The following is a 15,824-nucleotide window of genomic DNA, read 5'->3' as shown; positions in this document are numbered from 1 at the left end:
CTATATCAAAAGGTTGCTCTAATGAGTTTATTCAACTTTCGTACCAAAAAAATTAAGTTTAAACAGATACGTGGATTAACTCAAAAATGCTTCTATTTGATATCTTGATAACCTTATCAATGCTGAAAATTTAAGAATGAACTAAACAACCGCTTCGGAAATATGTTTCGCTTTCCATGGGCGGCTGCCCGGCCTCCTATGTGCTACGCACTGCGTAGTCTCACCTAGGCCTATGCTCCCATAGGAGTCTCCACATATTTCCTCCGCTGGGATGGTCACTGTTTGACTGACAACAACAATGCTTTCTATTAAATACATTCGTGCTAGCGTAGGAAAAATACGAAGACTCCTGTAGGAATAGCAAATGGTTCTCGATGGGACGAACGATAGTGGCAGTCCCACGAGCCCGAAGATCCCTGTAGGTTCTCGTTAACGAGAATCTACAGAAGCTGAGGCCGTGCCTGCGGTAAAGGAGACACTGTAAAAGCAAACGATAGTGCAGCTTGAACAGATGTCGCTCTTATGCCTGTGGTGAAAGCGAAGTATTTTTCCGAAGCGGCTTCCAAAAAATAATTTGATGCATCTACTGCGCAGTTTATAGCAACTGCAATGATGAAATATCTCGGAATATAGTTGTATTTTCATGCAACCAGTAAATTTAAAATACAACTAAGGAAGTGAATCTCTAAACCTCCTAATACTACCAAGGTTTATTTATCTGCTTTCACTTAGCGAAAGTTGAGTGAGTTTATTAATAAAAAAGTACATTCTCTAACTATGAGGTGTACTTTTTTTATGAAAAATTTTGTATTTCATTTTTCTATGTTAAAATAGAATGCAATAAAATTATGCGAGGAGAGATATGTATGAAAGTATCGTATCATGGACATTCGTGTGTTCGTGTCGAAACAGATTCGCACAAAATTTTAATTGACCCATTCATAACTGGCAATGAATTAAGTAATCTCGATCCAGAAACAGTAGAAGCGGATGTGATTTTATTAACGCACGGACATGGGGATCATGTTGGTGACACGATGGCTATTGCAAAACGGACTGGCGCAAATATTGTAGCAATTAATGAGCTTGCTGTTTACTTAGGTCAAAAAGGTTTGAACGCTCATGGCATGAATATTGGTGGTGCCTATGATTTTGACTTTGGCAGAGTTAAATACACACAAGCCTTTCATAGTTCTTCTTATGAGGAAGAAGATGGAACATTTATTTATACAGGAATGCCAGCTGGTCTCTTGCTCACTATAAATGATAAAACGATATATCATATGGGTGATACGGGATTATTTTCCGATTTGAAATTGATTGGTGACATGAATACAATAGACCTTGCATTTGTTCCAATCGGAGACAACTTTACAATGGGACCAGAAGATGCGTTGATTGCTTGTGATTGGATTAAAGCAAAAAATGTTGTTCCGGTGCATTATAATACGTTTCCAGTTATCAAACAAGATGCAGAATTATTTGCTAATAAAGTGAAAACTGGTAAAGGTATTGCGCTTAAGGTTGGCGAGTCTTTACAAGTATAAATTTTTGAAGAGAGGAGTTATCAAATAAACTCCTTATCAATGAAAGATATGAAAATTGTTGGAAAAGACAACGCAAGACAGAATTAGAAGAAGAAAATCGTACTAATTATTTTGAATAACCTTCCTAAAGTACGAAAAGGTATTTGTGTGTCATTCCAACAATTTTTCCTCAAGTAACTACTCTCATTATTTTTATTTTAACTTCACTATTCCTTCTATTAAACTATTTTTGAATTTATTCCTTCATTCTCTTTTATCCAAAACCCTATAATTAATGAATAGCTTTTCGTGTAAGGAGATAGAAAAATGGTTATGTATTGGATAGGTATGTTTTTTTTATTTGGTATTGTACTAGGTTCGTTTTTTAATGTGGTCGGTATACGTGTGCCTAAAAGAATTTCTTTCCATCAGGATCGTTCATTTTGTCCAACATGCAACAACCAGTTATGTTGGTATGAATTGATTCCGATTTTATCGTATTTGATTCAGCGAGGAAAGTGTAGAAACTGTAAGGAAACAATTTCTCCAATTTATCCAATTATTGAAATATTTACGGGTCTATTATTTGCATTTAGCTATGTGCAAATAGGTTTGAAACTTGAGCTTATTACTGCATTACTTTTGATTAGTATGCTAATGATTCTTTTTGTTTCTGATCTAGTCTATATGGTCATACCGAATAAAATACTAGTGTTTTTTTTACCTTATTTCATTATAATGCGAATTATTTCACCTTTAGTTCCTTGGTATGATGCGATCCTCGGGTCAGTTGTCGGGTATCTCTTAATTGCGATCATTATACTAGTTAGTCAAGGGGGGATGGGGGCTGGTGATATGAAACTTTTTGGAGTATTAGGAATTATTCTAGGCTGGAAGCAAGTGTTACTCACTTTTTTTCTAGCAGCGTCTCTTGGTGCTATAATAGGCGGAATTTTACTTATGTTAAATAAAGTAAAAAAGAAACAACCTATACCGTTTGGTCCTTACATAGTAGTTGGTGCATTGATTAGTTATTTTTATGGTGAAGAGATTTTGATATTTTATTTGTCTTTTTTTGAAAAATTATAATTTCATAAATTACAATATTGACATACATTCTGCACATTGGTAATGGTTCTTTTTATTCAAAAACAGCAAATATTACTTTGGGGAATAATGGAGTTTTAATGGGGAATATTTTCTCTGGTGGAACAGAAATACTTTTTGAAAACAACGCGGCGGTGTCTTCACAGTTAATTTTTGCACCTAATGCGGAGGCTATTTTGAATAACGGTACGTCAATAAATGGGATCATTATGTCGGAAAGTTTAATCCTTCAAAATAATGCGCATCTATCCTATGATATTCCATTTATTCTTGACGGGCCAATTTCGTTCGCTGCTCTTGGAGGTGTAGAAGAAAATGGGGAAGAATACGATGAAGCACCGTCTATAATAAAAACACCAATAAAAGAAGTTAATAAGTAAACAGGTTCTCTTATTACATGGCGTACATAGAATAGTATAAAAGGTATGAATAGGAGGGCTTGTTTTGCATTACACAATTCTTAGGATATTACTAGCAATTTTTTTAATTTATTTTGCTTGGCCATATATTCCAGAAGCAGTTACACAAATTGAGCGGATATTTTGGGGTGCTTGGCTATTATTTTTAATTTTAGTTATAGGAGGAAATCTTGCAACACTCTTAAAAATGTCATCTCCTCCTGTGATGGAACAAAAGAAAAAAATAGTGGAAGAAGTGAAACAGCGAGCGAGAAATTATTAATCTGTTTCATAGATAAATGTATAATTGTATTGAATATGCCGATACTTCAGTTAAACATTGAGCTTATAAAGGAACGACTGTATAATATAGTTTATATTACAGACTAGTACAGTTGAAAGCTAGGTGAAGAAATTGGCAACTAAACACGAGCAAATTATACGTCATATTACGTCATTAGATGTTGGACATAAAATATCAGTGCGTCAAATTGCGAAAGAATTAAATGTAAGTGATGGAACCGCTTACCGAGCAATTAAAGAAGCGGAAAATCAAGGATTAGTAAGTACGATTGAACGAGTAGGAACGATACGAATTGAGCGCAAAGAGAAAGAGCATTTTAAACATTTAACATTTGCAGAAGTAATCAATGTTGTAGATGGACAAGTGTTAGGTGGTCGTGGTGGATTACATAAGACATTAAATAAATTTGTAATAGGTGCAATGCAGTTAGATGCGATGATGCGCTATACAGAAGCAGATTCTCTTTTAATTGTAGGTAATCGGGTAAAAGCGCATGAATTAGCTTTAAAAGCAGGTGCTGCTGTCTTAATTACCGGGGGATTTGATACAAAGGAACATATTAAAAAGCTAGCCGATGAAAAGAATTTACCAATCATGTCAACGAGTTACGACACGTTTACCGTTGCTGAGATGATTAACCGAGCAATTTATGACCAGATGATTAAAAAAGAAATTGTTTTCGTAAGCGATATTTATACACCTTACGATGAGGTTCATCACTTATACAATACAGATACGGTAGATGATTGGTATAAATTAAATGAGCTTACAAAACATACCCGTTTCCCGGTCATTGACGATACTGGAAAAGTTAGTGGAATGGTTACGTCTAAGGATGTCGTCGGAAAAGATGGGGAAACATTAATTGAAAAAGTAATGACTAGGAATCCATTTGTAGTTCAAGCGAAAACCTCCCTTGCTTATGTCGCTCACTTAATGGTGTGGGAAGGAATCGAAGTTGTTCCAATTGTTGATCAATCAAATGAATTAGAAGGACTCGTTTCTCGTCAAGATGTTTTAAAAGCACTTAATGAGATGCAACGTCAACCACAAGTAGGAGAAACGATCCATGATGTTATTTCTAGAGGATTAGATGTTGTGGAAGGGGATCCGACCTCCTTTGAAACAACAGTTACGCCACAAATGACAAACCAATTAGGAACATTATCTAATGGAGTATTAACAACATTAGTGACAGAAGCAAGTGCCAGATTGCTACTTCATTTGAAAAAAGGAAATATGGTAGTAGAAAGTTTAAATGTATACTTTATTGAGCCAGTACAGATGGATAGTAATCTTGTGATTAAGCCAGAGTTACTTGATGCCGGTCGACTATATGCAAAAATAAATATTGAGATTTATAATGGTCGAAAATTGGTATGTAAAGGCATGTTAATGGCCCAATTAATGGACAGGTAAGAAAAGGAGAAACAGTTACTTAAATGATTTGGATGGAGATATGTCGATGGAAAGTGATCTCTATCATTCCAAAGGAGAAGTATAACAGTGGCTCTAATCCCGGCGCGAAATGTAACAAATAGCATTATTTAGTCGTTTTGTAACTTAAGGTAACGATTAGCATTAATTGTACCCTAGAATCGAATTTTTGTAGCTCAAGCTCTATAAATTGAACAGGAAATAAAATTGCACATTAATTGGGTGAATAAAAAAGCGGCTGAGACTGTAGTTACCTATCGTCCCAGCCGTTTTTATAGAAGCTTAAGCAATTTAACTATCTGGATTCAGACGTTTCCACTCATTGCGATAATGTTTTGCTTCTTTAAACCCGTCGATTGTTTGTAGACTTCCTAAAATTAAAAATACGATGCTAATAAATAAGGTTAATTTTGTTTGATAAGCTATGTATTGATTTATTCCAAAAAAGATTAAAAATGCACCTAAAAATATTCTAGATTTAGCATTTATATATTTTTGAGACAGTTTATCTTTTGTTTTTAAAATTGCTACCTTATAATAAACGTACATTACAATAGAAATCATAATTAATATGGCGAATATAAACATGTTATCGTCTCCTGTATGTGGGCTACTTTCATTTCTATTGTAGCTGTTTTCAAATGAATAATCTAGAGAAAAAGATTGTTACAGATAGGAGTATTAAAAATGGCAAAGCAAAAAATTCTAAATAAAATAACCGAATATGAAACTATTATTATTCATCGTCATGTTCGTCCAGATGCAGATGCATTAGGTTCTCAGTGTGGTTTAAAAGAAATGATTCGTTTATCTTTTCCCGAAAAGGAAGTATATGCAGTAGGAGAAGAAGATCCCGCCTTACATTTTTTTGCTCGAATGGATGTGATAGATGATGCGAAATATGAGAATGCATTAGTTATTGTATGTGATACAGCAAATACGGGACGTATAAGTGATCAGCGATATACATTAGGGAAAGAAGTAATTAAAATAGATCATCATCCGAATAATGATCCCTACGGTGATACGATGTGGGTTGATACATCTGCAAGTTCCACGTCAGAAATGATCTTTGATTTTTATAAATTTGACGAACATGGAGTACTTCGATTGAATAGTCAAATTGCGAGATTAATTTATGGAGGGATCGTTGGAGATACCGGTAGATTTTTATTCCCAAGTACAAGTAATAAAACATTTAAATATGCAGCAGAATTAATTGAATATCCATTTGATCGTTCAGCCCTATATAATGGTCTCTATGATATTCAAGAAGATATCGCACGACTTAGAGGGTATGTATTACAAAACTTTACTTTGTCTCCAGCGGGGATGAGTTCGATTAAGTTAACGAAAGATATTCTAAATAAATTTAAAGTGGAGCCAATTGATACGGGAAAATTAGTTGGAGTTCTAGGTGATGTTCAAGGTATTAAGGCATGGGTGTTCTTTATCGAGGAGGATGATGTAATCCGTGTCAGAGTCAGATCTAAGGGCCCAGTAATTAACGAATTAGCTGCAAAATATAACGGCGGTGGTCATCCATTAGCAGCTGGTGCTTCTATTCAGTCATGGGAAGAGGCGAACAAGTTTGTAAATGATTTAGAAGAATTATGTGCAAAATATACGTAATCTGATAAAAAATATTATATGCTGATTTCAATTATATAATGAAATCAGCATTTATTTTTCTTCATATTTATTCATTTTCTTCCGGTATGAACCAGCAACCTCCATTAGTCTGCTCTAATTTTACAGATAAATTTTCTTTTTCTATCCCACGTTTGATCAAACGAATGAACTCCGGGGATTCTGCGTATACACTTCTACCTTCTTTTAACTGTTTAATCTTTTCATCACGCATTTGTCTACGATCAAGTACTGTCATATACTCCATCCTTTCATAATAATATAACGTAAGAAATCAACTCTTTACTTCCTGAATACTAGTAAATTGATGTACCGCGTTCGTACTTCTTTCGTTAGATGTATTCTTATTTTATTAAATAAAACATTAATTAGCTATTATTTCTCATCATAATTCATTAAATGTTCATAAAATTTTTAATCGGCTAACGTTACCAAAAGAGTGATTTTCACCTTCTCTGATAAAAAGAGCTTGTGAACATCAAATTGGTAGGATAGATCATCAATCGTAAATATTTTATTTTCAAGCAGACTTATTAATAAGTCGTCGTTTTCAGACAAACTTTGCACCTCTTTTCCTATGATGAAATTGATCTCATTTTTAATTAATTCTTCTAATTCATGAATAATCAGGCGGTCTAATTTTAACTGTTCTTTATTACTGAATATAATTTGAACTGATTGGACTGTGTTAGTTGATTTCTCTTCTAAATCTTCTTTATCTTGTAATAAAGCATTATTTTGTTGTTCTAATTCTCCGACTTTCGTTTTTAATTGCAAGTTTTCCGAGAGGAGATTTTCGTACATTTTCCCGTGCATAAAGGTAAAGGTGATATAAGCAAGGAAGGAGCCAATTAATGTACCGATAATAATGAGTTGCCACGATCTCTTTTTATGGTACGGTGAAAAATGCATTAGATTATATCCTCACTAGTAATCCAACTAATAATAATACTCGCTGCTTTTACCCCTAACATAGCGGATAGAATAATTAAGACTTGCTTGAATAAATCGAAAGTAGAACCATCTGTTAATCCTTTTTGGAAGTTTTCAATTGCATCAAATGTACCGCCAATTGCGGCAACAATCGCCCAAATTTTGATGGATTTAGCAATTCGGTTCATCGATGTTAAAGGTGCATCTCCCGTTAAAAAAGACCCTACACTTCCTATAATTGTTCCGCCAATTACGACGCCAAAAGCGATAAAAAAACAATGTATAAAAGAGACAAAAAAACGTTCTTCCATCATTCATCACTCCATTCTATACATTTCTATGTACAGGTTGGACAACTTATGATGAAATGAACTATTGGAAAGAGGCTTCAGATAGCGGTATAATTGAATGAGAATATGATTTGGCGAGTAGAAATGATCACTTAAGTAAAGGCAGGAGAAAATATGTCATTTACACATTTGCAAGTACGAAGCGGCTATAGCCTTCTTAATAGTACAATTACGATTGATAAATTAGTTCATAAGGCAAAAGAATTACAGTATACGTCGCTTGCTTTAACAGATGAAGGTGTTTTACACGGAGCAATTCCCTTTTATAAAGCATGCTTACAACAAGGTATTAAACCAATCTTTGGTCTTATCGTAACAGTGTCATTCGACGAGATCGAGTTACCTCTCATCTTACTTGCCAAAAACAATACAGGCTATGCAGAACTTATTAACATTTCTACACAGATTCAATTGCATCAAGAATATAGTATTACGATGATAAAAGAGATAGTGAATAACGTCATTATTATTTTACCGACGGAAACACCATTCCTTAAAAAAATTATCTTTCAAAAAAACTTCACACAATTGAAAACATATATAGAAAAGGTTCAAGCAGTTATAGATGTGACAGATTTTTATTTGGGAGTAGAAGCGTACGAACGTGAAGCAACTATTGTGATGGAGCATATAAAAGAATTCTCGAAACTGAATCGGACAAATATTGTTGCTCTTCATGATGTAAGGTATTTAGAGGAAAGTGATGAACTAAGTTACGACTGTTTACAAGCAATGAAATTCAATGAAAAATGGGACAATACAACGAAAAATAAACAGCTTGGAAAAAGACATTTAAGGTCCAAACAAGAAATAGAAGCAGCGTTTGCTTCATTTCCTGAATATATTAAAACAACTGAGGAAATAGTGGAAAAATGCCAGGTTACTTTTGATTTTAATCAACAACTATTGCCATCATTTCCAGTACCGACAAAGGAATCTGCACATGACTATTTGAAAAAGTTATGCATCAAGGAGATGCACGTAAAATATAATGAAGTAACGGCGGATGTGGAAGCCCGTTTAATGTATGAACTTGAAATAATAAACCAATTAAAATTTAGCGATTATTTTTTAATTGTTGCCGATTTTGTTCAATTTGCAAAAGATAATCGAATAATGGTTGGTCCCGGAAGAGGGTCTGCTGCTGGTTCATTAGTATCGTACTTACTTGGAATTACAAATGTTGATCCACTTCAATATGATTTGTTATTTGAGCGATTTTTAAATCCAGAAAGAATGTCGATGCCAGATATTGATATCGACTTTTCCGACGTACGTCGGGATGAAGTTATTGATTATGTAAGGGGAAAATATGGACAAGACCATGTTGCTCAAATAATTACATTTGGCACTTTTGCAGCAAGATCGCTAATAAGGGAATTAATGAAAACAATGGAGATTGACAGACATGACCAAGCTTATATTCTCCAACATATTCCCGTTCAAGCAAATAAGCCAATTTTATCGTATCTTCAGGCAGATAAGGAATTCGGTGAATACATTAAGCAATCTGAGAAATTAAGAATGTTATTTATGATTGCGATGAAGCTTGAAGGATTACCACGGCATATTTCAACGCATGCTGCCGGAATTGTAATCGGAAAAGATCCATTAATCGAGCATGTCCCACTTACCAGAGGAACCCATGATACGTATTTGACGCAATATGCGATGAATGAATTAGAATCGATCGGTTTATTAAAAATTGATATCTTAGGACTGAGAAATCTCTCTTTAATTGAAAGAGTTGTTCATTCCATTAACAGGGATCATAAGTTGAAGTTGGATATTGACCAGCTTCCTGATCAAGATTCCAATACATTCGCTCTTTTACAAGCAGGTAGAACGAATGGTGTATTTCAGTTAGAATCTGCCGGAATGAAAAAAGTGCTTACTGAATTAAAACCGACTTCATTGGAAGATATTATTGCATTAAATGCTTTATATCGTCCAGGGCCGATGGAAAATATACCAACTTATATAGAACGAAAACATGGACGGCAGAAAATTTCTTATTTACATCCGGAGCTTGAACCGATTCTTAATAAAACATATGGCGTATTAGTATATCAGGAACAAATAATGCAAGTTGCACATCATTTTGCTGGACTCTCGCTAGGTGAAGCCGACATATTAAGACGGGCAGTTAGTAAAAAGAATCGAAAGCAAATTGAAAGACTACAAGAAGCGTTCCTTCGTGGTTGTATAAAAAAAGGGTATGGGGAGCAAGTTGCACGAGAAGTATTTTCATGGATATTAAAATTTGCAAATTACGGTTTTAACAAAAGTCATTCCGTTGCTTATAGTAAAATCGCTTATCAGTTAAGTTATTTGAAAGCAAATTACCCTACGTATTTCTTTGCTCATTTACTAGGTACTGTATCGAATGATACAAAAAGGCTAAATATGTATGTTCGCGAAGCAAGTGAGCTTGGAATAAAAGTATTGCCACCATCCATTAATAAAAGTCATGCTTATTTCACCGTAGAAAACGAAGATATTCGAATGGGACTGATGGTAATAAAAGGTATCGGCTATGAAACAGTAAAAGAAATTATTGGTGAACGGAAAAATAAGCCGTTTTCTGATCTGTTTGATTTTTGCTTACGTGTATCTGTTAAACGTAATGCATTAGAGACACTGATTTTAGCAGGAGTATTTGATGAAACGTATTCTAATCGAGCGAGTTTACTTGCATCGATCGATCAAGCTCTCCAACGATCCGAGTTATTTGGTGATTTGAACGGACAGACTAATTTATTTAGTGAAAACATGAAAATGAAACCAGCGTATGTTGAAATAGACGATTTTAGTCTAATTCAGCGGCTTTCGGACGAAAAAGAATTACTGCATATGTATGTTACAAACCATCCAATTAAGCAATATCGGACAAAATTATCATTGCAAAAAATTGTATCGCTTCATTCTGCTAAGCAATTATCACATAACACGGTTGTTAAAGTGGTTTCTATCGTTCAAAATGTCAAAAAAATTCATACGAAACGTGGGGATTCCATGGCTTTTATTACGATAGCGGATGAAACTGAGGAAATGGAAGGGGTTATATTTCCAGCTCTGTATAGACAGGTAAATCCTTGGTTGCGTGAAGAGGAAACAATATATATAGAAGGAAAAGTCAGTGTCCGTCAAAATAATAAACAACTTGTTATCGATAAAATGACGCTTTGCAATCTTGATGAAATGATGAAAAAAAATACGGCGTACGTATATGTGAGGGTAACACCTGAAAATAAAAATGAATCATTAAACTATCTACAAGAAATTAGTTTATCCTATGCTGGTAACTCACCCATTATATTATTTGACGAAACAGAAAGAAAAACATATAAATTGGATGAAAAATACAGTATAAATGCTATAGATGAAACAATTAAGAAATTGAAACTGTACTTTGGAGACGAAAATGTTGTGTTAAAATTGTAATGATTATATCATTGCATTTAGAAAGCAATGAAATAGACTTTATATTATGAAATCTTTTGATATAATTTATAGTAGTGAAAATGTCTATAATGTCGTTATTTTGTAATCGACGTATTAAAATGGCAGTTAAATGGTAGAATTTAAGGAGCGATAAGGAATGTCAAAATTACGAGATGCAGCATTACATATGCATAAAACGAAAAAGGGGAAGTTAGAGATTCATTCAAAAGTCCCTGTAAGAAATGCAGAAGATTTAAGTTTAGCATATTCACCTGGTGTAGCGGAACCGTGTAAAGAAATTTACTCAAATAAACATGCTGTCTATGATTATACGATGAAAGGTAATATGGTAGCCGTTGTTAGTGATGGATCAGCCGTATTAGGTTTAGGTAATATTGGTCCAGAAGCTGCACTACCAGTTATGGAAGGTAAATCAGTCTTATTTAAAGCATTTGCTGGAGTGGACTCATTTCCAATCTGTTTAGATACAAATGATATCGATGAAATTGTACAAACAGTTAAATTGATGGAACCAACTTTTGGAGGAGTTAATTTAGAAGATATTGCTGCTCCTAACTGTTTTATTATTGAAGAAAGATTAAAGAAAGAAACTCGGATTCCAATTTTTCATGATGATCAACATGGAACAGCTATTGTAACGGTTGCCGGGTTAATGAATGCTTTAAAATTGGTTGGTAAGTCTTTTAAAGAGATTAAGGTAGTAGCAAATGGAGCTGGAGCAGCTGGAATTGCTATTATAAAATTGCTCGATAATTTCGGCGTAGGAGAAATTATCATGTGTGATTCCCAAGGGGCAATTTATGAAGGAAGACCACGTAGAATGAACCCGGTAAAAGAAGAAGTTGCTAAGAATACGAATCACCGTAAATTAAAAGGAAGTTTAGAAGAAGTGATTGAAGGTGCAGATGTATTTATTGGTGTATCTGTCGGTGGAGCATTAACTGCTGATATGGTTAAGAAAATGAATAAAGATGCTATTATCTTTGCTATGGCAAATCCAGATCCTGAAATTTTACCAGAAGAGGCAAAAAAAGCTGGAGCGAAAATTATCGGTACAGGTAGATCAGATTTTCCAAACCAAGTAAATAATGTCCTTGCATTTCCAGGAATTTTCAGAGGAGCACTTGATGTAGCTGCGACTCGGATTAATGAAAAAATGAAAATGGCAGCAGTTGAAGCGATCGCGTCGTTAATTACAGATGAAGAACTAAATGAAGATTATGTAATTCCTGCTCCATTTGATGCGCGTGTAGCACCTGCAGTGGCAAAAAGTGTTGCACAGGCGGCAATGGAATCTGGAGTAGCACGCACAGAAGTTGATCCAGAAGAGGTTGCGGAAAGAACAAGGCAATTGAGCCAACTTGATTAAGATTTATTAGATCCAAAATAAAACGATATTGAACTTTTTATCATATGAAATTATTTTTTTTAGTAAAAATAGTAGAAATGCGCTTTTGAATCCAGTATAGTAAGACTTGTGGTTATAATGTAACTTTATAGACTATTATCAATTGAACTTATACGTAAATTCGGATTTTTGTTGCATTATATTCTGATAGAAGTAAATTTTAAAGGAGGGGTATGGTTGCTGAAGAGAATTTTCACAAGGAATAAAAATAATACTACTATTCCAGACGAAAAGGCAAAACAGGACGTACCTGCTGGATTGATGACAAAGTGTAGTAATTGCTCTCAAATTTATTATCGCAAAGAAGTAGAAAAGAATTTACATGTCTGTCCTAACTGTGATTTTCATCATCAACAGAGTGCGTGGGAAAGAATAAACAGTTTATTTGATGAAGGTACATTTGAAGAGTGGGATAAACACTTGAAGTCAGAAAATCCGCTTCATTTTCCTGAATATATGGAGAAATTGGAACAAGATCGTAAAAAAACTGGATTAAACGAAGCTGTTGTAACAGGAAAAGGTTTAATTGGAGGGCAGCCTACTGCTTTTAGTGTAATGGATGCAGGATTTAGAATGGGGAGCATGGGCTCAGTTGTCGGTGAAAAAATTGCACGAGCAATTGAAAATGCCAGAGAACTTTCTATACCTTTTATCATTTTTACGGCTTCCGGTGGTGCGAGAATGCAAGAGGGTGTATTAAGTTTAATGCAGATGGCAAAGACTTCCGTTGCAATTGAACGTTTTTCAGATGCAGGTGGTTTAATGATATCCGTCATGACACATCCAACTACTGGAGGGGTTACTGCAAGTTTTGCCTCTTTAGGAGATTACAATTTTGCTGAACCTGGAGCTTTAATTGGCTTTGCAGGGAGAAGGGTAATTGAACAAACGACAAGAGAGAAGTTACCGAGCGACTTCCAGACTGCGGAGTTTTTGTTTAAACATGGTCAGTTAGATCAAATTGTTCATCGTCACGAAATGAAAGAGTTATTAACAACACTATTAAAAATTCACAATCATAATCAGTCGAATACGATGTCGTCTTCCGAAAGTGAACTAATATCTATAAAAGGAGGACAATCCGTATGAAGCAAGTACTTGAGTTTGAGAAACCAATTGTGAATTTAAAAGAAAAAATTAATGAATTAAAAAATATTTCTAAAGATAGTGAAATTGACTTAACAGAAGAAATTAACACACTTGAGAAAAGACTAGCCAGCTTAGAAGATGATATATACTCGAATTTAAAGCCTTGGGATCGTGTTCAAGTTGCAAGACACCAAATGCGCCCGACTAGTCTAGATTATATAAAATATTTGTTTACTGATTTTGTTGAATTCCATGGTGATCGTTATTATGGTGATGACGAAGCAATTGTTGCTGGGGTTGCATTTTATCATGGCCAACCTATTACAGTCATCGGCCATCAACGTGGAAAAAAAACGAAAGAAAATATTAGACGTAACTTTGGTATGCCACATCCTGAAGGGTATAGAAAAGCGATTAGGCATATGAAGCAAGCAGAAAAGTTTAATCGTCCCATTATTACATTTATTGATACAAAAGGAGCAGAACCTGGTAAAGCAGCAGAAGAACGCGGTCAAAGTGAAGCAATTGCATATAACTTGAAAGAAATGGCTGGACTTACTGTACCGATTGTATGCATTGTTATAGGTGAAGGGGGTAGTGGAGGAGCATTAGCTTTGGGTGTTGGAAACCATGTACATATGCTTGAGAACTCCACATATTCAGTAATTTCACCTGAAGGTGCAGCATCTATTCTTTGGAAAGATGCAAGTCTATCGAAAAAAGCTGCAGAATCAATGCGAATTACATCTTATGATTTAAAAGAGTTTGACATCATTGATGAAATTATTCCTGAACCAAAAGGAGGAGCACATCGTGACGTTGAACAGCAGGCGAAGAACATGGATAAGGTGTTAAAGCAATCCATTGACACTCTATCAAAGCTCTCCGCTGAACAACTTTTAGAAAATAGATGGGAAAAATTTAAAAATATTGGCGTTATTAACGGCGCATAGGTATAAAACCAGTTCTCTTTAGTGAGGTTGACATTTGTCAACCTCTTACTTATTTTAGAGGAATAGTATGATACGTTTGCGAGAATAACATATACGATATAGGGGAAAACAATACATTAGAATGGATTAGTGTACGAAATAATGTTGAGAAAGGATAACGTATAGTCGTTATTCTTTGATTAATACATAGTATTGATGAATTTTTAGAATGAGGTGAAAAGATGAAAAGGATTGGTGTAATTACAAGTGGTGGAGACGCACCTGGAATGAATGCTGCAATTCGAGCGGTTGTAAGAAAAAGTATTTTTCATGATGTAGCAATATCAGGTGTATATTATGGATACCAAGGGTTAATGAATGGAAATATAAAACAATTAGAAGTTGGTTCAGTTGGTGATATTATTCATCGTGGAGGAACATCGTTATATTCAGCCCGTTGCGATGAATTTAAAACGAGAGAAGGCCAGCAGAAAGCAATTGAACAGCTAAAAAATCATGAGATTGATGGGTTGGTAGTTATTGGCGGAGATGGTAGTATTCGAGGAGCACAAGCTCTTTCAGACTTGGGACTTCCTTGTATAGGTGTGCCAGCTACAATCGATAATGATATTGCTGGCATCGATTGTACCATTGGTTTTGATACAGCGCTAAATACAGTAATTGAAGCAATTGATAAGATTAGAGATACTGCGACTTCACATGAAAGAACATTTATTATTGAAGTAATGGGGAGGGATGCAGGAGATTTAGCAATGTATGCTGGACTTGCTGGAGGGGCTGAGAGTATCATTATCCCTGAAAGAAAGCATGATTTTAATAATGTGGTTGATCGCTTAAAGCGTGGTCTTGAAAGAGGCAAAAAACATAGTATTATTATTTTAGCCGAAGGAGTTGGCGAAGGGTTTCAGTATGGTAAGAAGATTGAAGAAGCTACGTCATATGAAACTCGTGTTACGGTTTTGGGGCATATTCAAAGGGGTGGAACTCCTACAGCCGCCGATAGAGTATTGGCAAGTAGACTAGGAGCGAAAGCGGTGGATCTACTTATAGAAGGTAAGGCTAGCAGAATTGTCGGACTAAAAGATAATAAATTAGTTGACCAAGATATTGAGCATGTTTTATCAAGTAATCATCAATTAAATAAAGATGTATATAATTTGGCACAAGAGCTATCTATATAAATCATCAATATAAGGAGAATTTT

General features: G+C 34.8%; 15 protein-coding genes. 11 read left to right on the top strand and 4 right to left on the bottom strand.

The features are described 5' to 3' along the window. Positions 1-866: 866 nt before the first annotated feature. The 5 genes from SPD48_RS10130 (at position 867) to SPD48_RS10110 (ending at position 4,754) form a co-directional block, all read left to right on the top strand. Positions 867-1,547, top strand: a complete 681-nt coding sequence (locus tag SPD48_RS10130) for a metal-dependent hydrolase (protein ID WP_336257981.1) — start codon at positions 867-869, stop codon at positions 1,545-1,547. 306 nt (positions 1,548-1,853) lie between these two features. Beyond that, positions 1,854-2,615, top strand: a complete 762-nt coding sequence (locus SPD48_RS10125) for a prepilin peptidase (RefSeq protein WP_336257980.1) — start codon at positions 1,854-1,856, stop codon at positions 2,613-2,615. 98 nt (positions 2,616-2,713) lie between these two features. Beyond that, positions 2,714-3,013: a hypothetical protein gene (locus SPD48_RS10120; protein ID WP_336257979.1), complete on the top strand. Its 300-nt coding sequence runs from the start codon at positions 2,714-2,716 to the stop codon at positions 3,011-3,013. A gap of 64 nt (positions 3,014-3,077) precedes the next feature. Further along, complete coding sequence (locus tag SPD48_RS10115; RefSeq protein WP_336257978.1) at positions 3,078-3,314, top strand: hypothetical protein; 237 nt, start codon at positions 3,078-3,080, stop codon at positions 3,312-3,314. Positions 3,315-3,446: 132 nt separating this feature from the next. Then, positions 3,447-4,754, top strand: a complete 1,308-nt coding sequence (locus SPD48_RS10110) for a DRTGG domain-containing protein (protein ID WP_336257977.1) — start codon at positions 3,447-3,449, stop codon at positions 4,752-4,754. Between the two features lie 309 nt (positions 4,755-5,063). On the opposite strand, the gene SPD48_RS10105 is transcribed toward SPD48_RS10110, so the two are convergent. Next, positions 5,064-5,360, bottom strand: coding sequence for a YtpI family protein (locus SPD48_RS10105; RefSeq protein ID WP_336257976.1), 297 nt, complete (start codon positions 5,358-5,360; stop codon positions 5,064-5,066). 99 nt (positions 5,361-5,459) lie between these two features. Between SPD48_RS10105 and SPD48_RS10100 the strand changes: the two genes are divergently transcribed. Next, positions 5,460-6,404 (top strand): DHH family phosphoesterase, encoded by a 945-nt coding sequence (locus SPD48_RS10100; protein ID WP_336257975.1) that lies wholly within the window; start codon positions 5,460-5,462, stop codon positions 6,402-6,404. A gap of 67 nt (positions 6,405-6,471) precedes the next feature. Here the strand turns inward: SPD48_RS10100 and SPD48_RS10095 are convergent, their stop codons facing one another. The 3 genes from SPD48_RS10095 to SPD48_RS10085 form a co-directional block, all read right to left on the bottom strand. After that, on the bottom strand, positions 6,472-6,660 hold the full coding sequence (locus SPD48_RS10095) for a hypothetical protein (protein ID WP_336257974.1): 189 nt from the start codon (positions 6,658-6,660) through the stop codon (positions 6,472-6,474). 176 nt (positions 6,661-6,836) lie between these two features. Further along, on the bottom strand, positions 6,837-7,334 hold the full coding sequence (gene ytrI, locus SPD48_RS10090) for a sporulation membrane protein YtrI (protein ID WP_336257973.1): 498 nt from the start codon (positions 7,332-7,334) through the stop codon (positions 6,837-6,839). After that, positions 7,334-7,666, bottom strand: a complete 333-nt coding sequence (locus SPD48_RS10085) for a YtrH family sporulation protein (protein WP_336257972.1) — start codon at positions 7,664-7,666, stop codon at positions 7,334-7,336. Before SPD48_RS10085 ends, ytrI begins: the two co-directional genes overlap by 1 nt. Positions 7,667-7,819: 153 nt before the next feature. Between SPD48_RS10085 and dnaE the strand changes: the two genes are divergently transcribed. The 5 genes from dnaE (at position 7,820) to pfkA (ending at position 15,801) form a co-directional block, all read left to right on the top strand. Next, on the top strand, positions 7,820-11,149 hold the full coding sequence (dnaE, locus tag SPD48_RS10080) for a DNA polymerase III subunit alpha (RefSeq protein ID WP_336257971.1): 3,330 nt from the start codon (positions 7,820-7,822) through the stop codon (positions 11,147-11,149). A 157-nt stretch (positions 11,150-11,306) separates the two neighbouring features. Then, positions 11,307-12,539, top strand: coding sequence for an NAD(P)-dependent malic enzyme (locus SPD48_RS10075; RefSeq protein ID WP_336257970.1), 1,233 nt, complete (start codon positions 11,307-11,309; stop codon positions 12,537-12,539). 216 nt (positions 12,540-12,755) lie between these two features. Beyond that, positions 12,756-13,667 carry an acetyl-CoA carboxylase, carboxyltransferase subunit beta gene (gene accD, locus SPD48_RS10070; RefSeq protein WP_336257969.1) on the top strand — a complete coding sequence of 304 codons (912 nt, stop codon included), beginning with the start codon at positions 12,756-12,758 and terminating at the stop codon, positions 13,665-13,667. Continuing rightward, positions 13,664-14,620, top strand: a complete 957-nt coding sequence (gene accA, locus SPD48_RS10065) for an acetyl-CoA carboxylase carboxyl transferase subunit alpha (RefSeq protein WP_336257968.1) — start codon at positions 13,664-13,666, stop codon at positions 14,618-14,620. The genes accD and accA overlap by 4 nt, the downstream gene beginning before the upstream one ends. Before the next feature lie 221 nt (positions 14,621-14,841). Continuing rightward, complete coding sequence (pfkA, locus tag SPD48_RS10060) at positions 14,842-15,801, top strand: 6-phosphofructokinase (RefSeq protein ID WP_336257967.1); 960 nt, start codon at positions 14,842-14,844, stop codon at positions 15,799-15,801. Positions 15,802-15,824: the final 23 nt, after the last annotated feature.

The sequence above is a fragment of the Pseudogracilibacillus sp. SE30717A genome (assembly GCF_037071985.1).
Taxonomy (GTDB): domain Bacteria; phylum Bacillota; class Bacilli; order Bacillales; family Amphibacillaceae; genus Pseudogracilibacillus.
This window is presented reverse-complemented; position numbering and strand designations above follow the sequence as displayed.

Coding starts and splice junctions, on each gene's coding strand:
- SPD48_RS10130 (WP_336257981.1), top strand. CDS start 867: ATGAAAGTATCGTATCATGGACATTCGTGTGTTCGTGTCGAAACAGAT.
- ytrI (WP_336257973.1), bottom strand. CDS start 7,334: ATGCATTTTTCACCGTACCATAAAAAGAGATCGTGGCAACTCATTATT.
- accA (WP_336257968.1), top strand. CDS start 13,664: ATGAAGCAAGTACTTGAGTTTGAGAAACCAATTGTGAATTTAAAAGAA.
- SPD48_RS10125 (WP_336257980.1), top strand. CDS start 1,854: ATGGTTATGTATTGGATAGGTATGTTTTTTTTATTTGGTATTGTACTA.
- SPD48_RS10100 (WP_336257975.1), top strand. CDS start 5,460: ATGGCAAAGCAAAAAATTCTAAATAAAATAACCGAATATGAAACTATT.
- SPD48_RS10120 (WP_336257979.1), top strand. CDS start 2,714: ATGGGGAATATTTTCTCTGGTGGAACAGAAATACTTTTTGAAAACAAC.
- SPD48_RS10075 (WP_336257970.1), top strand. CDS start 11,307: ATGTCAAAATTACGAGATGCAGCATTACATATGCATAAAACGAAAAAG.
- dnaE (WP_336257971.1), top strand. CDS start 7,820: ATGTCATTTACACATTTGCAAGTACGAAGCGGCTATAGCCTTCTTAAT.
- SPD48_RS10095 (WP_336257974.1), bottom strand. CDS start 6,660: ATGACAGTACTTGATCGTAGACAAATGCGTGATGAAAAGATTAAACAG.
- SPD48_RS10085 (WP_336257972.1), bottom strand. CDS start 7,666: ATGGAAGAACGTTTTTTTGTCTCTTTTATACATTGTTTTTTTATCGCT.
- pfkA (WP_336257967.1), top strand. CDS start 14,842: ATGAAAAGGATTGGTGTAATTACAAGTGGTGGAGACGCACCTGGAATG.
- SPD48_RS10105 (WP_336257976.1), bottom strand. CDS start 5,360: ATGTTTATATTCGCCATATTAATTATGATTTCTATTGTAATGTACGTT.